Consider the following 18,810-nt stretch of genomic DNA (forward strand, 5'->3'; position numbering starts at 1 on the left):
GTATTAACTATAATTTTAGAGCCTCCCGGTAAACCCGGGAGGCTTTTTTGTTTAAAATTGCGTAAATTGCAGACCTTTATGCGCTTATTTACCGTATTATTTATAGGAATACTTACGCTGAACTCGTGCTCGCACTTCTCTAAAGTGTTGAAAAGCAATGACTACGATTATAAGCTCCGCATGGCCGACAAGTACTATGCAGAAAAGGACTACAATCATGCCCAGCAGCTGTTCGAAGAGCTTTTCAGGGTTTTCAAAGGAAGCGAGCATTTTGAAGATATCTACTATAAATTCGCTTATTGCGCCTATTACTTACGGGATTTTGCCAATGCGGAGAATCTTTTCAAGGGATTCGTAGAGGTATTTCCGAATAGCACAAAAGCGGAAGAAATGGACTATATGCGGGCCTATACCTTTTACAGGCAGTCCCCGAAGGTAGAGCTGGATCAGACCAATACGACCAAGACCATTGGTTTTATGCAGGCTTTTATCAATACACATCCTGGCTCTCCCAAGATAAAAGAGGCTACGGAGATCATCGATAAATGCCGTTCCAAGCTGGAGATGAAGGATTACAGAAGCGCTCAGCTCTATTACGACCTGGGGTATTGGAAAGCGGCCGGGGTAGCCCTCAACAGCCTGATGAACAGCTATCCTGACTCCGAGAAGAGCGATGAATATAAGTTCCTGATCATCAAATCCTACTATCAATACGCCCAGGCAAGTGTCGAAGAGAAGAAAGAAGATCGGTTTGGGCAGGTGGTCACACAATGTAATGAGTTCATTGACCGTTTCCCGGAAAGCAAACTGTCAAAGAACGTACAGGAATACCTGAATTTATCTCAAAACAATATTAAAGCAGTAAAAAATGAGCAGGCTAAGAAGGCAAGTTAATGCCAATACCACGAATGTCGTGGAAACCAAGAATCTCACCGATATCAAGGCTAAGACTGGCAATTTGTACGAGTCTATTGCCATTATCGCCAAGCGTGCCAACCAGATCAATATCTCCCTGAAGGAGGAATTGCATAATAAGCTGGAGGAGTTTGCCAGCCACACGGACAGCCTGGAAGAGATTCACGAGAATAAGGAACAAATAGAGATCTCCAAGGCATACGAGCGGATGCCAAACCCGGCGCTGCTGGCTACCCAGGAGTTCATGGATGAGAAGATCTATTACAGGAAGAATGACGATGACCTCTTTAAATAAAGTCTTAAATTAAGTTGAAATGGGCGCCTAAAGGCGCCCTTTTGGTATGATGCAAGGCAAAAAAATACTATTGGGAGTGACAGGCAGCATTGCGGCCTATAAGTCGTTGCTGCTGGTGAGGCTCCTGGTTAAGGAAGGCGCCGAGGTAAAAGTCATCATAACCCCTTCCGCTAAGGATTTTGTAACGCCTCTGTCGCTGGCCACGCTTTCCAAACATCCTGTTCTTTCTGACTTGTTTGAGGAAAACACCTGGGCGAATCATGTGGAGCTGGGCCGTTGGGCCGACCTAATGCTGATAGCGCCGCTCAGCTGTAACACCCTGGCGAAAATGGCGCAGGGGATATGTGATAACTTATTGATGGCCACTTACTTATCCGCTACTTGTCCGGTGGTGACGGCTCCTGCAATGGATGAGGACATGTGGAAGCATCCTTCCACGCAGGCGAACCTTGCACGTATACAGGAATATGGCAATCGCGTGATCCAGGTGGAAAGGGGAGAATTGGCCAGTGGGCTATATGGAGATGGCAGGATGGCAGAACCCGGGACCATTCTGGATTATATAAAGACGGTTATCGGACAAAAACAGGACCTGGTGGGAAAAAGGGCATTGGTGACGGCCGGTCCCACGTATGAGGCTATAGACCCTGTAAGATTTATCGGGAACCACTCATCCGGAAAAATGGGGATCGCTATCGCCTGGGAGCTGGCCCGCAGGGGAGCGCAGGTAGATCTTGTGTTGGGTCCTTCTTCATTAACGGCAGATTATCAGGGCGTGTCAGTGCACAAAGTGACTTCGGCAGAAGAAATGTACAATACTTCCCTGGGTATCTTCCCTGCCGTCAATATCGCTGTTATGTCAGCTGCCGTAGCCGATTTCAGGCCCGTGACTCCTGCGGGTGAAAAGATCAAAAAGAAGGAGGACAAGCTGATCCTGGAGCTGACCAGGACGAAGGATATCCTGCTGGCCCTTGGCCAGCAAAAAAAACAGCAGGTGCTGGTGGGATTTGCCCTGGAGACGACGGGAGAAAGAGCGTATGCCCTGGATAAGCTGAAAACAAAAAATGCCGACCTCATCGTTCTCAACTCTCTGAATGATGCGGGTGCGGGCTTTGGATACGATACAAATAAGGTTACCATTTTTGACAGGCAAGGCGGCGAAACGGCTTATGAAAGAAAACCGAAGCAACAAGTAGCTGCCGACATCGTTGATAGAATTGTAAACATAATGTATGCGTAAAAAATATCTTTTACTCGTTCTGGCCCTGGGAGCCATGCTGCCGGGCCTGCGCGCACAGGAACTGAATGCGAAGGTCACCGTCCTGGCAAACCGGGTAAGTTCTTCTGTCGACCATAAGATCTTTCAAACGCTGCAGGGCGCGTTGTTCAATTTTCTCAACAACCGCAAGTGGTCGAATGAAACATTTCAGACCAATGAGAAGATCCCCTGCAATTTCTTGTTGAATATCAGCTCTGCGGGGGATAACAATACATTTCAGGCGAGCCTGACGATACAGGCGGGCAGACCGGTGTACAACAGTTCTTATCAGAGCCCCCTGATCAATTATAACGATGAGTCTTTTAGTTTCCGGTATGTGGAATATCAGCCCCTGGATTTCAATGAGAACAGGGTGCAAGGTTCCGAGCCGTATGCTGCAAATCTGACGGCGGAATTCGCTTATTATGTCTATATAATTTTAGGATTGAACTTCGATTCATATGCTTTAAGGGGTGGCGATCCTTATTTTCAAAAGGCTTTGAATATTGTTAATAATGCGCCGGATAGCCGTGATATCAGTGGATGGAAGGCTTTCGACGGCATCCGTAACAGGTATTGGCTGATCGAAAATATGACCAACAGCAAGTATACGCTGGTTCACGATGCTTATTACAGCTATTACCGGGGCGGTCTCGATCAGATGTATGATAAAGAGGCGGAGGGTCGGGCGGCTATTTTGAACACTTTGAACATGCTGAACACCATCAATGCAGAAACGCCCAATACGATGGCGCTGCAATTTTTTTTCCAGGGTAAATCCGGAGAGATATCCAAGATATTCCAAAAATCTTCCCCTGACGAGAAGTCGCGGGCCCTGGACCTTCTTACCAAGCTCGATATTCCGAATATCAATAAATATAAACAGGATCTGCAATGAGGATAGTCGCGGGCCTACTGTGCATGCTCCTGGTCGCCGCTTGCTCGGAAAAGGATAAGATCCCTTCCGGTGTCATAGGAAAGGAAGAGATGGAAAAGATCCTTTGGGACATGATGCTGGCGGATCAGTATTCGGCTAATTACCTGGTTAAAGATTCTGCCAGGGTAAATGTGAAGATGGAAACACTGAAGCTATATGAGGAGGTTTTCCGCTTGCACAAGGTCTCCAGGGATGAGTTCCGCAAGAGTTTTCAATTTTACCAGGAGCGTCCGGATATCACGCGGACAATGTTTGACAGTCTGCTGGCTAAGGGCAACCGGGCGAGAATAGAAAATTATACCCGGCCGCCGGCGACACCACCCGTTGTTCCGTCTGCAGGCAAGGCTGGGGATACTATACGGGCAAGAACGATAGGACCTCCTGTGCTCAGGCCCCGGACAACGCCGCCGGCAAAGGTTTCCGGAACAAGCTCCGCCCCTCCGGGACAATTCCCTGTAAGCTTTCCACATCGGCCGGGAACGATCCCGCCCGGTAAGCCGGGCTTCCTTCCTGCCAGGCCATTGAAAGCGGGAGAAGCGCCGTTTAAACAAGTGAAAAAGGATTCTGTCACGAAGGGACGGCAATAGGAGACTAATTTGTATTTTTAAAGCCTAAATCTTGCCGGATGAAGAAAATCGTTACAGGCGCCGATGAAGCCATTCGGGATATAAAAGACGGGGACACCGTCATGCTGGGCGGATTCGGACTTTGCGGCATACCTGAAAATTGTATTGCGGCCTTGACCAGGAAAGGCGTAAAAGATCTCACTTGTATCTCTAATAATGCCGGGGTCGACGATTTTGGTCTGGGACTTCTGCTAAAGACCCGGCAGATCAAGAAGATGATCAGCTCCTACGTAGGTGAGAATGAAGAATTCGAAAGACAATTACTAAGCGGTGAATTGGAGGTCGACCTTGTCCCCCAGGGAACATTGGCTACCCGTATCCAGATGGCGGGCATGGGTATTCCGGCCTTTTTCACCCCGGCCGGCTATGGTACGGAAATAGCCCAGGGTAAGGAAGTAAGAGAATTTTCCGGGAAGCCCTACCTGATGGAATTGGCGTTACCTGCCCAGTTCGCTATTGTAAAAGCCTGGAAAGGGGATCATCTGGGCAATCTGCTCTTCCGCAAAACCACCCGTAATTTTTCTACCTCCATGGCAAAGGCGGGCCAGATCACCATTGCAGAGGTGGAACAGCTGGTCGAGCCTGGCGCCATTCCTCCGGACGAAGTGCATGTGCCGGGCATTTATGTGCATAGGATCTTTCAAGGCAGTGATTATCAAAAACGTATTGAAAAGAGGACGATTCGGCTTAACGCGTAAACATATTCTCATGGCTTTGGATAAATACGGTATTGCCAGGCGCATTGCGCAGGAATTGAGGGATGGAATGTATATCAACCTGGGTATCGGGATACCTACTCTGGTGGCGAATTATATTCCTTCGGATATTTCTGTCATGCTGCAGTCTGAGAATGGCATGTTGGGCATAGGGCCTTATCCCACTGACGATGAGGTAGATGCTGACCTGATCAATGCCGGCAAAGAGACTGTAACGGTCCTGCCTGGAGGAGCCTTCTTTGACAGTGCCGAGAGCTTTGGGATGATCAGGGCCGGCAAAGTGGATCTCACCGTGCTGGGGGCTATGGAAGTCTCTGATGCGGGAGATATCGCCAACTGGAAGATACCTGGGAAAATGGTAAAGGGAATGGGGGGCGCCATGGACTTGGTCGCTAGCGCCCGCAATATCATCGTGGCCATGCAGCATACAAACCCTAAAGGAGAATCAAAGTTATTGTCTGCATGTACATTGCCGCTCACAGGCGTAAAGTGTGTTAAAAAGGTCGTCACTGACCTTGCGGTGCTGGATATATCTCCCGGAGGCTTCCGGCTGCTGGAGCGGGCCCCTGGCGTGTCTGTGGAGGAAATAAAGGCGAAGACAAGGGGAAGGTTGATCATCGAAGGCGAGATCCCCGTGATGAAGCTATAGATATTGTCTATTCTGCCGGAATGGAGTCCCGTCCCGGAAGTACCGCGAGGGTATACAGGGAATACCGGATCAGCGCTGCAATGGATAGAAATATCTTATCTTCTGCATTCGAGCCGCAACAGGGATTGATCAAGTCCAACAACAAAATAATGAGCAGGTGAAACAGCGTGCCGCCGGCGATCCAGAATAAGGATGACCGGAATATATCGAGTCCTTTGGAACGAACCAGAGGGGGCAGGCTAAGGAGGATCATTCCGATGACCATGGCATTTTGGATTACCTGCAGGTACAAACCATTGTTTTCCCATCCTTTTATAGTGAGCCAGGTGAGCAGGGAGGAGAGAAAGGCCACCAGGATGATTGTCAGGTTGTCACGAAGCGATTTTACCAGGATGGGCCTGAAAAGAAGGGCCAGGAGCGTCAGTTCGATGGGATAGCATACATTGGTTATAATGCTTTGATTATCTTCGTTTAGCATGTGAAAATGCACTGGCAGGTCCCGGATGAAGTCCACCAGGCAAATAATGAGCATCAGGTGGAGGGGATCTTTGCCAAAGCTTTTTTGGAAAAGCAGGAGCCCAGCCGGCAACAGCGGAAGAAAGGTGATGGCCATAAAAAGATAGTCAGCAAAGCTATTCCCGGGTTTGAGCATAATGCTAGTTTGTGCAAATACCGTCTTTTCAGGAATCTAAGGCTGGGATAAGTCGGGAAGGGCTAGTCGATCAGGTTATTCTTTACGGCAAAAAATACCAGTCCTGCTGTATTTTTTGCGCCGAAGCGCTCCATCAGCCGATCTTTGATAGCCTCTACGGTCCTCGGGCTTACATCGATCTTTTGCGCTATTTCCTGTGCTGTGAATTCCATACAGATATACCGTACAACCTCGCGTTCGCGCTCATTGAGGGTAATCTCCGTATTGAGGCTGGGTATAACCTTGGTCCGTGTATGGGATTTCTTCAGCAGGATCCGGTTGACAAAATTATTCAGATAATAACCTTTTGTGGCCACTTCGATGATGGCGCGCTTGATCTCGGAAGGATCAGCGCTTTTCAGCAGGTAGCCATTGGCGCCTATCTCCATCATGTGGCTGACAAAGCGTTCATCTTCATACATGGTGAGCGCGATGATATGAATGGAGGGATATTGTTTGGCAATGATCTTGGTGGTTTCTATTCCATCTTTAAGAGGCATCCGGAGGTCCATTAATACGACATCGGGTTCCGAAGCGGCCAGGCCATCCAGCAGTTCTTGTCCGTTTTCCGCCTCCTGGACAAATTTGATGGCGTTGTATGGGCGTAAAGATAAAATGACACCCTTTCGGAATATCTTGTGGTCATCGGCTATTGCAACTTTAATAACTCCCATAGGTTATGCTGGATTTCGGTCTTCTCCTTAAAGATAACACATAAATTCTATTCCTGCTCACCAAGCTTATCTTCCTCTTCTTTAATCAGTTCTATAGTAACTTTATAATACGTCTGGGACATATCCTTTTCGAAAAAGATCTTACCATGCAAGACCTTCAGACGGCTTTGTATATTCTTCAGGCCCAGGCCCACATTGCTTTTGTTCAGCTTGTTAAAATCGTTCTGGGTAATGCCTCTTCCGTCATGATGGAGGCGGATAAAGAACTTTTCTCCACTGGTGTTCTGCGTGAGGTGTATGAAGCTGGCGTTGCTATGCTTGAGAATGTTGTTGACTAGTTCCTGGATCACCCGGAAAATGATCAGCTCGTTCTCTGCCTGCAGCCTTTCACGGTAGTCGTGGAAGCGCGAACTGGCATTCATGCTGCCCGAACCGCTGATCTTCTGAAACAGGTCGTTTACGGCGGATTCCAACCCGAAATTCTTAAGGGTAGGGGGCATCAGGCTATGGGATATATTACGTATCAGCTGGATGGTGTCGTCAATGATCTGTTTGGCATTATAGATACTTTGTAGCTGGGTGGTCTTGTCCAGGTTGACCAGGTTCTCATTGAGGTAGAGTCTTGCTGTGGCAAGCAGGGGGCCCGCATCATCGTGCAGATCGGCGGCAATGCGCTGGCGTTCCTCTTCCTGCAGGCGGATAGAGGCATTCAGCAGGAGCTTTTGCTGGTCCTGCTCCATACGTTGCAGGCGCAATTGATAGCGTATCACCTTCCGCTGGTGGAAGATAATAAAAACTATCAGCCCGATGGTGAGCGCAAGCATGCCGATGGTGCCAAAATAGAGCACCAGAGAAACATTGCTGCCGGGAGTTGCTTGTAAGAGTATCATTTACTTAGTACATCGTCGCCGGCGTACAGACGGTTATTTTAGGGTTAAGGTTTCTCATTGGCAAGGGGTTTACAAAAAGTCCGGATTATAGGTGTTGATCGAATTTTTGTGATTGTCACTCTTCTTCATAGCAAAAGAGATGCAGAAAAGGGTATTTTTCAGAATTTCAAATACATTATTAATGATCCAATAGCTTTTATGCTCCTGGCTGGTAAAACCGGCAGCATACAGGAACAAAAACAGAGTGGACGAAAAGTAAAGAAAGGTGGCGACAACTATCCAGAATTTCTTCGTATTGAAGACATACATGATCTCGGGACTCGTGATCTGACTATATAGAAAGACGATGCTATATATGATCATGAGGATGGCCTCCATGGAAGCGGAAAGGGAGTCGAAAGCCTGCGTGTTCCTGTTGTAAAAAGTGAAGGAAACGATGCCATAAAAGATCAGCGTTCCGACGATCGGGATAAATCGGGTACTCTTATTCTTGAACGAGGCATAAAAAAAGTAAGCAAAAAAAGTGTATTCAGCAATGGTATAACAAGCCCAGAAGTAGAACAGATTCTTTGCGTCCGTTCTTGCGATAGCCACCCCGACGAGCTCGGCTATGACGGAATATACGCAATACAGAAATATTACCCATAGCCCTTCACTTTTGTTCCTTTTGAGGAAACAGAGGAAAAAGACCACGGATAATATTTCAAATATAAATGTTACCTTTTCAAGCAATGCCTTTATTTTTTATCAAATATAACAGGCATTGTTCTATAATCCAAGCTATTATCTAATTAAAAGGGCCACCATGAAGGCATAATAGTAGTAGTGGTGGGACCGGGAAGAGCCCGGTCAGCAACCAAAGCGTCCTGAACGGAGAGGTTGCCGGAAGGGTCAACAACTGTTTTTTTCTTGATATCGTTGCCTTCAGCGTCAACTGCGATGTAAACCAACGTTTTCTGACGATTTTCATTCAGGGCGCTGTAGAAACGCAGGCCGACGGCGCCAGGTTGGGCCAGGAGCTGATCGATGATGTCACGGCCGATCAGGTAGGATTTTACATCAGTAGGGTTAGACTCGGCGTAAGCATTGACAAAGTCAGCGGCCTGCTGCGGAGTGATCTCTTCACCGACAGATGCCACTGTCCTGGTAAGTAACTCTTTTTGCTGCATAAAGTAAGTTTTTAGAGGTTTGAAAATGTTAGTTTGTGCAACTAAATAACCCCTAAAAAAAAAGATGGACAACGGCCAAAATTTATGTTAAAATGCTTTAAATTGCCTGTAATTCAAGTCAGTACTGGGTTTGCGGGGATTTTACGAGGGACTTTACTAGGTCAAAATAGAGTAGTTTCACGCGGGGAAAATAGTATTTTTACTATCGTAAAATCAGCGAAACGGGATCGTGGAAATACGAGAAATCCAGGATATTCACAATGAGAGAAATAATGTGGATAAGTGTGAAGAACACAGGATAATGGGAATATGTGAAATTTTATTCCTGTTTTATCGTTTTATTGGTCGGCCCTCCGGCCAATTCCAGGTAAAAAGCAGTACTTTTCTAAGGAGGAGTGAGGCGAGTCTTTAAGAAAAAGAGAGAAGTTGACTGATATTGGATTTTAAATGGCTTTCAGGGATATTGAAATCTTTTACTTGGACGGTATTGGACGTTGGATGGTTTTGCGATATTGATCCTTAATCAATCAACTTCTACAACAAAAATAACATATAAGGTTCTGGCGTACAATAGCAGAACTGCCCATTTTAATATATTCGGAAATTACTTTTCAGTTCGTAGAAACGCGATGGATCCAATTCGGATTTTCCTTGTCCTATGATGTCGGAGAATGTTTATAGAAATCTGATTATCAACGAAAAATTTTGACCTATACCTATTAACTCTACAAACCTGCCGGTATGACTGCTGAACTAGTAATCAAAGTATCGATCGCGGACGATCATAAGATTTTCCGTGACGGTATTAAAATGGCTTTGAAGAATAAGGAGTATCTAAGAATTCTATGGGAGGCTGAAGATGGTAAGGACCTGGTGCATAAGATGCAGATAAAGCGACCGGACGTACTATTAATGGATATCCGGATGCCAGAGGTCGATGGGATCAATGCTATTGGGCTTTTACGGAAAGAATATGAGGATGTCAAGATCATTGTGCTGACCATGTATGACGACCAGGAGATGATCTCCAAGATGATGGAAATGGGGGCTAATGCCTACCTGACCAAGACCACAGATCCGGATGAGATCTACCAGGCTATCCTCACCTGTATGAACGATGATTTCTATTTCAATGACCTGGTCAATAAAGCCGTGCTCTCCAAATTGCAGACCAAACGGCAGGTGAGGCAATTTTATCCCAGCCCCATCAAATTCTCCGAAAAGGAGATCCGGATACTCAAATTACTGGCGGAAGACAAGACTACCGAAGAGATCTCCAAAGAAGTATTCCTCAGTACCCGCACTATCGAAACGATCCGCCAGAACATGAAGACGAAGATTGGCGCCAAGACGATTGCCGGTCTGATCATGTATGCGATGAGAAATAAGCTTATAGATTGAACTGCTAATATTCCAGGGTGACCACTCCGCTTTTGATCGCATAGATCGCCAGGCCGACACGGCTTTTTACATTCAGCTTGATAAACAGGGCATCCCGGTAGTTGTCTATCGTTCTCGGGCTGATCTTCATCATAATGGCAATTTCCTTATAAGTCATGTCCGTACTTGCCAGCTTCAGGAAGGTAAGCTCGTTCTCGCTTAACGATAATCTATCAGCCTGGTTGTTATTCGATTTATCTTTCTTGAACAAATTCACCAGCTTGCCCGCGGAGTTATATGAATAGAAGTAGCCGGAAGCCATTACGGACTGAATGGCCATGTTCAATTCGCCCGGATGGATATCCTTTTTCAGAAATCCCCTGGCGCCGGCCTGCAGTAACCGCAATAATGTTATTTCGGAATCATACATGGTAAGGACTAATACGTAGATGCCGGGGTAATTCATCCTCAGGTGCCTTGCCGTTTCATAGCCATCCATCTCGGGCATATTGAGGTCGAGGATGACCAGGTCTGGCAGGTCATCGGGCTGGATCTTTTCCAGTAATTCCTTTCCATGTGCAGCGAGCAGGATGACCTTGCAGTTGTCGAACCTGTCAATGACGGTGGCCAGGGCGTCACGGAGAAGGACGTGGTCGTCGACCATTGCAATCTTAACAGGTTTTTTAAGAGGCGTCATATTTTTTCATTTGGCGTCGTCCGCCTAACATTTAATAGGGGACGACAAGGGTTATCACGGTCCCGGTATTGAGGACGCTTTCCACTTCGAAGCTGGCATCTATCATTTTTGCCCTTTTCCTCATATTGCTCAGTCCCGAGGTGTTTGTGTTGTTTTCTTTTGATGCTGTATTGAAGCCCCGCCCATTATCACGGATGGCCATGGTCAGGCTGTTATTTTCATAGGTAAGGGAGATGCGCAGGCTGCTGGCACCTGAGTGCCGGATAACATTATTGATGGCCTCCTGCAATATGCGCAGGATGAATATTTCTTTCTGCTCGTCCAGGAACTGATAGTCCCCTTTCAGTTCATAGATCACTTCCGGTGCGGCGAGCTTTTGCAGCTGTATGATCAACTGCTCCATGGCTGTGGTAAGCCCTCCGTTGCGGATGATCTCCGAGCTGAGGCTTCGCGACAGATCGCGCAATTCATCCAGCGCCCTGGTTAACAGGTCCACTGCATCGTAGATCCGCAGGGCTGCGGGCGTTCCTTCCTTTATTTCCAGCGTATTCAGCTGGAGCTTGGCGAGAGAAATGAATTGTCCAATGTTGTCGTGGATCTCACGGGAGATGTATTGAAAAGTATCTTCCTGGATCTCCAGTTGTGTTTTTAACAACTCTTTGTCATAATTGGCTTTGATGCCGACGAGCTTTGTGTTAAACAGATTTTGTTTTTTTTGATACAGCAGCAGGATCACGGCGATAAACCCGATCAGGATAATGATCAGTAATGTGCAAATAATAACAATGGATATTACAACTTCCTTATCCTGCATGTGTAACTCCGGATGAATAACAAATAGGTGATGCTAAGTGCAAAATTATTAATGGAATATAAGCTTTTCGCAACCCCGGTGAACCCATGGGCGATCAGGTATGACCTGGTCATGTAAAGAGGTATTATGGTAGCCAGGTAAAAGAATATCCCGGTGACCAGCCAGAAGGAAGGTTCTCTTAGCAGGTTGACCGGTTCGTTCCATGCAAGCAGTTCCCGGAAGTAGGTCAGGCAGGGGATGATGATGATGACACTTTCCAGGACTACGGCAATATCATTGGAATATCCAAGACCGTTCTGCAAGGAATATTGTACAAAAAATATCGCAAAAAGACAGACAAGTATGAGCACCATCTTTTTTACCATAGGGGATCGGATGACCTGGTAAAGGAAATATGAAAATATAATAAGCTCGAAGGGGGTGAAAAGATTATAAAGGGTAACGCGCGCATCAGCCTGATCTGCAAAAGGACGGAAATCCAATAACTGGTTTATAAAACGATTGACCAGGATCTCTATGCCAATGGACACCAGCAGGTAGAAAGGCATTATCTTCAGGTAAGGCGGATTGAAGCGCTTATAGCAATATAAGATCGCTACTGTCAAAGCTAACAGGCTTGCAATCCAGTTAACTATATTAGAAATAAAATATATATCTACGGGCATTCCTTAAAACGGGAAGGTACAACAGCCTTTCAATCCAATCAGGGTGAAAACACCCTATGCCTGTAAGAAAAATACCCTGTTAACGCCGCTTTTATACCTAAATTTTGAAAATCCTTGCAGATAAATTTGGAAAGGGAATCTTTTTATTGAACAAAGACCTTTTCTATGAACCTGGAGCAAGCGCAGCAACTGAGAAACAAACTTCTTTACCTGGAAGGTCTAATTGCCTGGAATACCCGGGAATATATCTGGAAAGTCGTCATTGGCCCGGAGGATAGGGGTAAGATCGACCAAATCCGGGACCTGGTGGACCTTTCCGTCCCATTTAACCCAACAGCGATCCTCCAGCGTTTCCGGAGGGATGAGCTTTCCGTGTATTTTTTTCTCAAAATCAAGGGGAATCTTATTTGCCGGGAATACCGCGAGTTCCTTTCAGCCAACGATCTGCCTGTCGCCGACAGCGGCTATGTCCTTGTGCCTTTTCCTTTGAACGAATAAAAAATGCCTGCTTTGTTGCATCTTTCCAAATACCATGATGCAGAAAGCAGGCAAAAACTTACAGGCAGGTAGAGCCGGGTAATGACGGCTTAACAAGGATATGGATCAGTGGGTTATTCACAGGGTATCCAGATTGGCCGGCCACCGGCAATTATGGAGTACTGACCAGAGCTTTCAAGAGAAGTTGATTGACATTGGATTTTGCGGTGGATTTCATAGAATATTGAAAATAATTCTGGACGGTTTCTAGGACATTGGACGATCTGAGGTTGCTAATCCTCGTCAATCAACTTATGAATCAAAAATAAATGTGAATAACTATGTGGACAAGAGCACATTTGCTCAATTTTATTTATTCGGTTTTTACATCCTGGATTCGTAGATGTCCGAAACTTGCCCTGGGATAAATTCTCTTTCATATTTAGTAAAAAAACCACTTATCTTCGTAAAGGGGCGTGCCTTACGTATATTCCGTAATATCTTTATTTCGTAAATTTCCTATAGTAAGTGTTGCAATTTTTGTTTCAATTTGCAGGGAGATTATACATGGAGTGTAGGCTCCTATTTGTAAAATACAGAATCGTATGAAAAAACCGGAGTTTGACCAACCCATCAAGGTAGCTATTGCTGATGATCATGCCCTATTCAGAGCCGGTGTAAAAACAGCACTGGCGGTGAAGAAAGATGTGGAACTAATAGCCGAAGCCGACAACGGCATGCAATTACTTAACTTACTCAAACACATAGAGCCTGACGTAATTTTACTTGATATACAAATGCCGATCATGGATGGCATTCAAACACTCCCCGAGATCCGCAAAGAGCATCCCCATGTGAAAGTCATCATACTTTCCATGCACAATGACCACTCTATGATCTCCAAGCTGATGGAGATCGGCGCCAACAGTTACCTTACTAAAAATTCCGATTCCGAGACTATCTATCAGGCCATTAAGACTTGCTATGAACAGGAGTTTTTCTTCAATGAGTTGACTAACAAAGCATTACTAACCGGTCTGCGGACTAAGCGCCCTGAAGTAGGGGCGCCGCAGGATGTCAATTTAACCGAAAAGGAACTGACGGTACTCAAGCTGATGTGCGAGGAGAAGACAACCAAGGAAATTGCGGATATCGTAGATATCAGTCCCCGTACAGTTGAGGCTATACGTGACAAGCTTAAGACGAAGACGGGCGCCAAATCAATGGCGGGTCTCGTCATGTACGCAGTGAAAAACGGAATTATCGAGCAACAGTAGGTGAGTAGTTTTATCATTTTCAATGGGTCCTTCTTTCCCTCCGGAACTCCTCTCCTGACAGCTGACAACCAGGGCTTCCGCTATGGAGATGGTCTTTTTGAGACGATCCGGGTGAAAGAGGGACGCATCCTTCTTTCTGATCATCACTTCCAACGGCTGTTTAATGGCAGCCATCTTCTCGGCCTCAAAGGTTTAACACCTGACCAATTATCGGCAGCTATCCTGGATCTTTGCGAAAGGAATGGGCATGCCATTTCTGCCAGGGTAAGGCTAACGGTATTCCGGGGAGACGCGGGACAGGAACATGGTGCCGCCAACTATATCATTCAATCCTGGCACCTGGAACGCCCGTCGGAATTAAATGAAAAGGGATTGATACTGGGTGTTTTCCCCACGGGCCGGAAATCCTGTGATGCCTTTGCGAATATAAAGTCGAATAACTATCTCCTTTATTCCATGGCGGGGCAGTATGCCGTTCGGCATGGATGGGACGACTGCCTTGTGCTGAATAGCCTGGGGCGGGTGGCCGACAGCAGCATTGCCAATCTCTTTTATGTACAGGGAGGGACAATTTATACGCCCTCTCTTTCAGAGGGTTGTGTGGCGGGTGTTATGCGGCGATGGCTGATCGAATCGCTGCCCGCAGCCGGATTCCGGGTAGAGGAAAGACCGGTGGCGCCGGAAGACCTGATCCTGGCTGAAGAAGTGTTTGTTTCCAATGCCATCCGTGGGGTCCGCTGGGTAAGGAGCTTCGGGGGAGTGACGTATGGCAATGGAACGGTCCGGGATATAAAAAGGATTGAGCATGAAGGCATTGGTTAATATCTTCTGGTTTCGCCGGGATCTCCGGCTGCATGACAATGCGGGCCTTTATCATGCGTTAAAAGCAGATCTCCCTGTTTTGCCCCTGTTCATTTTCGATCGTCATATTCTGGACAAGCTGGAGAACAAGGCAGATGCCAGAGTACAGTTTATCCGTGACACGGTGGTGGAAATGCAGGAAGCGCTGGCGGGGAGAGGAGCGGGGTTGGAAGTGCATTATGGTTTTCCTGAAGAGATCTTCCAGGAGATACTTTCCAGGTATAACGTGAATAGGGTGTTTGCCAACCATGACTACGAGCCTTATGCCAGGGAGAGGGATGACGTTGTTGCAAAGCTGCTGGATAAGGCGGGGGTGTCTTTCCACACTTATAAGGATCAAGTGATCTTCGAAAAGGAGGAGGTCATAAAGGACGATGGGACGCCTTATACGGTTTTCACGCCCTACAGCAGACGTTGGAAGACGATATTAACCGATTTTTATCTTCGGTCATATCCGGTGAAAAAGTATACCGGCAATTACTATCAGCAGAAGAGAAGAGATATCCCGTCGCTTGCATCCATGGGCTTTTCGGCTTCAGCTATCCCTATTCCGCCGGGGACGCCGAAAAAAAGTACATTGGAAAAATATAAGGAACAGCGGGACTTCCCCGGCATTGAAGGCGGCACCAGCCGGATGGGTATTCATTTGCGATTTGGGACCTGCAGCATAAGGGAATTGGTCCGGAAAGCGGCCGCCCTGAGCGATGTCTACCTGAACGAGCTGATCTGGCGGGATTTTTATCAAATGATCCTCTGGCACTTCCCGGCTGTGGGAAAGGGAAAGGCATTTAAAGCGGCTTATGACCATATTAAATGGCGCAATAATGAAGAGGAGTTCGGTCAATGGTGCCAGGGACGGACAGGCTACCCTATCGTAGACGCCGGCATGCGGGAATTGAATGCCACGGGATTTATGCATAACAGGGTCCGCATGGTCGTGGCTTCCTTTCTAACCAAACATCTGCTCATCGACTGGAGATGGGGGGAAGCTTATTTTGCGGAAAAATTACTTGATTACGATCTGGCTGCCAATAACGGGGGGTGGCAATGGGCTGCCGGCAGCGGCTGTGATGCGGCCCCCTATTTCCGGGTGTTTAATCCCTATCTGCAGGCAGAGAAGTTCGACCCTGACCTGAAATATATACGCAAATGGGTGCCGGAGTGGGAAGGGGTGGGATACCCTCCGCCCATCGTCCAACATGAGGCGGCGCGAAAAAGGGCCCTGGAGGCATATAAAAAAGCTTTGAGCGGCGAGCTTTGAGCTTCGAGCCGGGGATGTTCAGGATATGACGGATAAGGACATGGGGGACTGGGTGCTATTGATCTCCGAATAGGTCTTCAGTAAGGTCCTTACAGCTGTCACGCCATCTTCTCCCAGGCCCAGTGAATAGTTATTCACATAGAGGTCAATATGCTGCCGCATGACATGCTCGTCCATTTCCTGCGAGTGCTGTCTTACATAATCGGGTAACGAAGGGTAATGCTGAAAAGCGTATTCGAGGCTTCTCCGGATGAGCTCATTTACTTTTTGTGCAATGCCGGGGGCCAGGTCCTTTTTTGCCAGGATCCCTCCCAACGGGATGGGGGCGCCAGTGGCACCTTCCCAAAACTCTCCCAGGTCGGCCAGTTTCACCAACCCTTTTTGTTGATAGGTAAAGCGATTCTCATGGATAATGACCCCGCAATCGACCTCTCCCGAAAGGACTGCGTCCTCAATGGCGGAAAAGATCATGAATTGCTTTTTCCGGGCGTTGGGGTATGCCAGAGAAAAAAGCAGGTGGGCGGTGGTTTGCTGTCCCGGGATAGCAATGGTGCATTCGGACAGCCGGGTCGGGGAAATCGAGGATTTCGCGATCAACAGGGGACCGACACCTTTTCCCAGGGCCCCGCCGGCATCCAGGAGCTGATAGCTGTCCAAAACCAGGGGCAGAACGCCATAGCTTATCTTCGATAGGTCCAGCCGGCCAGCCATAGCCCATTGATTGAGGGTCTGCACGTCTTCCAGGTGAACCTCGAATTCGAAACCTTCCGTATCGATCTTTCTGTTCACCAGCGCATCAAAAATAAATGTGTCGTTCGGGCAGGGGCTGAATCCCAGAGTAAGTCGCATCGGTTATATTTTTTTAATAGTCTCCATAAGCTGCTGGTTCAGATGGGCGATGGCGGACCTGATATCCCACCTGCTTTTGTCCCGCTGACCAATGTCATTGGACACAGACCGGAGCTGCAGAAAAGGAATACCTTCTTGCAGGCAGGTGAAATGAAGGGCTCCTCCTTCCATGCTTTCAACAACGGGAGACATATTTTGTTGATACCAGTCTATGCGGTCTTTGTCGGTGCTGATCTCATTGATGGTAATGCCTCTCACCTGATCCAGGCCAGTGAGGTTCAGGAGGTTGTTGTGAGGATTGATCAGGAGGCCGTTGTGAAAAGGGGGGACATCCCGATCCACCAGATGGAGGTCGAAGACGGTCTTAAAATCCTGTCCTTCCTTTACACCCAGGTCTCCGAGGACCTCTTCTTTCACCGCCAGGACGGCGCCGATCCGGCCAGGCGTGAAACAACCCGCAATTCCCGCCTGGATCACAATGTCAGGTTTGCGTCTGCCAATCTGACGCATAAGCGCGTAAACAGTAGAGAGGGAGCCGATGCCGGTGATAAGCACGTCCGTTGTATGGCCTCCCGGGGCGGAGCCGTTGGTCAGCAGATCGATAGTGGGCTGAATTTCAAAGCTTGTGGCGGCTGCCAGAACAATGTGCATGCTGCAAATATCTGTATTCATTGACAATGTTGCCCTATATATTAACTTTGCGGACTTCGAAGTGTGTTTGAACGATATTTTTTCAGTTAAATCAGTGTATGGTGTATTTGACCCGTGTAGAACATTTTAATGCCGCGCACCGGCTATTTAATCCCGGCTGGAGCAGGGAGCAGAACGAGACCGTATTTGGTAAATGTGCCAATGAGAACTGGCATGGACATAATTACGAGCTGTATGTAACTATTAAAGGTGAGCCGGACCCTGATACGGGATTTTTATTCGATGTCAAGAAGCTGAGTGAGCTTATCAGGGATCATGTCATCGAGAAAGTTGATCATAGGAACCTGAACATGGATGTCGATTTTCTGAAGGGGCAAATGTGCTCTACAGAGAATTTAGCCATCGGGATTTGGCAGCAGCTGCAGCCTCATTTACCTTCGACTGTGCAGTTACACTGTATCAAGTTATATGAGACCCCGAGGATCTATGTGGAATACTTTGGGTAGCGGTGAGCTGCAAGCCACAAGCTACAAGTCAGGAATGAATAGGTGTAAATTGTTAAACTTAAAAAAACTAGCTTGTAGCTTGCAGCTTGGAGCTAGTAGCTAAAAAGCTATGGAAAAAGTTGCGGTATTCCGGAAGGAGCATTTCAATGCGGCACATCGCATTTTCAATCCTGCCTGGAATGATGAGAAGAACTTCGAGGTATTTGGTAAGTGCAGCTATCCTCATTACCATGGACATAATTACGAGCTGATCGTGAAAGTGGTGGGTGAGCCGGATCCGGAAACGGGATATGTAATGGATATGAAGAAATTATCCGTGATCGTAAAGGAAGAGGTTTTGGAGCGGTTTGACCATAAGAACCTTAATCTGGATACGGAGCAATTCAAAACCCTGAACCCTACGGCTGAGAATATTGTAAAGGTGATTTATGGCCTGTTGCGCAAAAGGATCGACCCCAGGCTCGATCTGCTGGTAAGGCTGCATGAAACGGAAAGGAATTTTGTGGAATATCCGGCGTAGTGATGATAGTAGTAATTATTTAAATCAAAAGA

General features: G+C 47.1%; 24 protein-coding genes. 14 read left to right on the forward strand and 10 right to left on the reverse strand.

The features are described 5' to 3' along the window. Positions 1 to 78: 78 nt before the first annotated feature. The 7 genes from Q4E93_RS03755 to Q4E93_RS03785 are packed head-to-tail and all read left to right on the forward strand — an operon-like array spanning position 79 to position 5,396. On the forward strand, positions 79 to 894 hold the full coding sequence (locus Q4E93_RS03755) for an outer membrane protein assembly factor BamD (RefSeq protein WP_303582745.1): 816 nt from the start codon (positions 79 to 81) through the stop codon (positions 892 to 894). Further along, positions 869 to 1,210 carry a DNA-directed RNA polymerase subunit omega gene (locus Q4E93_RS03760; RefSeq protein WP_303582746.1) on the forward strand — a complete coding sequence of 114 codons (342 nt, stop codon included), beginning with the start codon at positions 869 to 871 and terminating at the stop codon, positions 1,208 to 1,210. Before Q4E93_RS03755 ends, Q4E93_RS03760 begins: the two co-directional genes overlap by 26 nt. A 46-nt stretch (positions 1,211 to 1,256) precedes the next feature. Continuing rightward, positions 1,257 to 2,450, forward strand: a complete 1,194-nt coding sequence (gene coaBC, locus Q4E93_RS03765) for a bifunctional phosphopantothenoylcysteine decarboxylase/phosphopantothenate--cysteine ligase CoaBC (RefSeq protein ID WP_303582747.1) — start codon at positions 1,257 to 1,259, stop codon at positions 2,448 to 2,450. Further along, the gene (gene porD, locus Q4E93_RS03770) at positions 2,443 to 3,366 is read left to right on the forward strand and encodes a type IX secretion system protein PorD (RefSeq protein ID WP_303582748.1); all 924 of its coding nucleotides are present in this window, start codon (positions 2,443 to 2,445) and stop codon (positions 3,364 to 3,366) included. The genes coaBC and porD overlap by 8 nt, the downstream gene beginning before the upstream one ends. Beyond that, positions 3,363 to 3,992 (forward strand): DUF4296 domain-containing protein, encoded by a 630-nt coding sequence (locus Q4E93_RS03775; protein WP_303582749.1) that lies wholly within the window; start codon positions 3,363 to 3,365, stop codon positions 3,990 to 3,992. The genes porD and Q4E93_RS03775 overlap by 4 nt, the downstream gene beginning before the upstream one ends. 38 nt (positions 3,993 to 4,030) lie before the next feature. After that, a complete protein-coding gene (locus Q4E93_RS03780) occupies positions 4,031 to 4,729 on the forward strand; it encodes a CoA transferase subunit A (protein WP_303582750.1) in 699 nt (232 codons plus the stop codon). Positions 4,730 to 4,739: 10 nt separating this feature from the next. Next, positions 4,740 to 5,396 (forward strand): 3-oxoacid CoA-transferase subunit B, encoded by a 657-nt coding sequence (locus tag Q4E93_RS03785; protein WP_303582751.1) that lies wholly within the window; start codon positions 4,740 to 4,742, stop codon positions 5,394 to 5,396. Between the two features lie 7 nt (positions 5,397 to 5,403). On the opposite strand, the gene Q4E93_RS03790 is transcribed toward Q4E93_RS03785, so the two are convergent. From Q4E93_RS03790 to Q4E93_RS03810, 5 genes are all read right to left on the reverse strand, one after another. Then, a complete protein-coding gene (locus Q4E93_RS03790) occupies positions 5,404 to 6,048 on the reverse strand; it encodes a hypothetical protein (RefSeq protein ID WP_303582752.1) in 645 nt (214 codons plus the stop codon). A gap of 62 nt (positions 6,049 to 6,110) precedes the next feature. Then, complete coding sequence (locus Q4E93_RS03795) at positions 6,111 to 6,761, reverse strand: response regulator transcription factor (protein WP_303582753.1); 651 nt, start codon at positions 6,759 to 6,761, stop codon at positions 6,111 to 6,113. Between the two features lie 47 nt (positions 6,762 to 6,808). Beyond that, positions 6,809 to 7,651: a sensor histidine kinase gene (locus Q4E93_RS03800; protein WP_303582754.1), complete on the reverse strand. Its 843-nt coding sequence runs from the start codon at positions 7,649 to 7,651 to the stop codon at positions 6,809 to 6,811. Between the two features lie 69 nt (positions 7,652 to 7,720). Next, positions 7,721 to 8,383, reverse strand: a complete 663-nt coding sequence (locus tag Q4E93_RS03805; RefSeq protein WP_303582755.1) for a hypothetical protein — start codon at positions 8,381 to 8,383, stop codon at positions 7,721 to 7,723. Between the two features lie 59 nt (positions 8,384 to 8,442). Beyond that, positions 8,443 to 8,820, reverse strand: a complete 378-nt coding sequence (locus tag Q4E93_RS03810) for a hypothetical protein (protein WP_303582756.1) — start codon at positions 8,818 to 8,820, stop codon at positions 8,443 to 8,445. A 741-nt stretch (positions 8,821 to 9,561) separates the two neighbouring features. Between Q4E93_RS03810 and Q4E93_RS03815 the strand changes: the two genes are divergently transcribed. Beyond that, positions 9,562 to 10,221 (forward strand): response regulator transcription factor, encoded by a 660-nt coding sequence (locus tag Q4E93_RS03815; RefSeq protein ID WP_303582757.1) that lies wholly within the window; start codon positions 9,562 to 9,564, stop codon positions 10,219 to 10,221. 4 nt (positions 10,222 to 10,225) lie between these two features. Here the strand turns inward: Q4E93_RS03815 and Q4E93_RS03820 are convergent, their stop codons facing one another. The 3 genes from Q4E93_RS03820 to Q4E93_RS03830 are packed head-to-tail and all read right to left on the reverse strand — an operon-like array spanning position 10,226 to position 12,316. Continuing rightward, positions 10,226 to 10,897 (reverse strand): response regulator transcription factor, encoded by a 672-nt coding sequence (locus Q4E93_RS03820; RefSeq protein ID WP_303582758.1) that lies wholly within the window; start codon positions 10,895 to 10,897, stop codon positions 10,226 to 10,228. A 31-nt stretch (positions 10,898 to 10,928) separates the two neighbouring features. Continuing rightward, positions 10,929 to 11,711, reverse strand: a complete 783-nt coding sequence (locus tag Q4E93_RS03825; RefSeq protein WP_303582759.1) for a sensor histidine kinase — start codon at positions 11,709 to 11,711, stop codon at positions 10,929 to 10,931. Beyond that, complete coding sequence (locus Q4E93_RS03830; RefSeq protein ID WP_303582760.1) at positions 11,690 to 12,316, reverse strand: hypothetical protein; 627 nt, start codon at positions 12,314 to 12,316, stop codon at positions 11,690 to 11,692. The genes Q4E93_RS03825 and Q4E93_RS03830 overlap by 22 nt, the downstream gene beginning before the upstream one ends. A 225-nt stretch (positions 12,317 to 12,541) precedes the next feature. Between Q4E93_RS03830 and Q4E93_RS03835 the strand changes: the two genes are divergently transcribed. The 4 genes from Q4E93_RS03835 to Q4E93_RS03850 all read left to right on the forward strand — a co-directional run bounded on the left by Q4E93_RS03835 (position 12,542) and on the right by Q4E93_RS03850 (position 16,252). After that, positions 12,542 to 12,874, forward strand: a complete 333-nt coding sequence (locus Q4E93_RS03835; RefSeq protein ID WP_303582761.1) for a hypothetical protein — start codon at positions 12,542 to 12,544, stop codon at positions 12,872 to 12,874. 584 nt (positions 12,875 to 13,458) lie between these two features. Beyond that, positions 13,459 to 14,130: a response regulator transcription factor gene (locus Q4E93_RS03840; RefSeq protein ID WP_303582762.1), complete on the forward strand. Its 672-nt coding sequence runs from the start codon at positions 13,459 to 13,461 to the stop codon at positions 14,128 to 14,130. Then, positions 14,131 to 14,952, forward strand: a complete 822-nt coding sequence (locus Q4E93_RS03845) for an aminotransferase class IV (protein WP_303582763.1) — start codon at positions 14,131 to 14,133, stop codon at positions 14,950 to 14,952. Beyond that, on the forward strand, positions 14,936 to 16,252 hold the full coding sequence (locus Q4E93_RS03850) for a cryptochrome/photolyase family protein (protein WP_303582764.1): 1,317 nt from the start codon (positions 14,936 to 14,938) through the stop codon (positions 16,250 to 16,252). The genes Q4E93_RS03845 and Q4E93_RS03850 overlap by 17 nt, the downstream gene beginning before the upstream one ends. Positions 16,253 to 16,270: 18 nt before the next feature. Here Q4E93_RS03850 and Q4E93_RS03855 read toward each other — a convergent pair whose 3' ends face one another. Next, entirely contained in the window at positions 16,271 to 17,101 is an 831-nt protein-coding gene (locus tag Q4E93_RS03855; protein ID WP_303582765.1) for a 1,4-dihydroxy-6-naphtoate synthase, read from the reverse strand. A gap of 3 nt (positions 17,102 to 17,104) precedes the next feature. Further along, on the reverse strand, positions 17,105 to 17,773 hold the full coding sequence (gene mqnB / locus Q4E93_RS03860) for a futalosine hydrolase (RefSeq protein ID WP_303582766.1): 669 nt from the start codon (positions 17,771 to 17,773) through the stop codon (positions 17,105 to 17,107). A gap of 77 nt (positions 17,774 to 17,850) precedes the next feature. Between mqnB and Q4E93_RS03865 the strand changes: the two genes are divergently transcribed. Together Q4E93_RS03865 and Q4E93_RS03870 are read left to right on the forward strand one after the other, a co-directional pair. Next, positions 17,851 to 18,258, forward strand: a complete 408-nt coding sequence (locus Q4E93_RS03865; protein WP_303582767.1) for a 6-pyruvoyl trahydropterin synthase family protein — start codon at positions 17,851 to 17,853, stop codon at positions 18,256 to 18,258. Positions 18,259 to 18,367: 109 nt separating this feature from the next. Continuing rightward, positions 18,368 to 18,778, forward strand: coding sequence for a 6-pyruvoyl trahydropterin synthase family protein (locus Q4E93_RS03870; RefSeq protein ID WP_303582768.1), 411 nt, complete (start codon positions 18,368 to 18,370; stop codon positions 18,776 to 18,778). The last annotated feature ends 32 nt before the right edge of the window (positions 18,779 to 18,810 follow it).

This window comes from Flavitalea plasmicola (genome assembly GCF_030546645.1).
Classification (GTDB): Bacteria; Bacteroidota; Bacteroidia; order Chitinophagales; family Chitinophagaceae; genus Puia.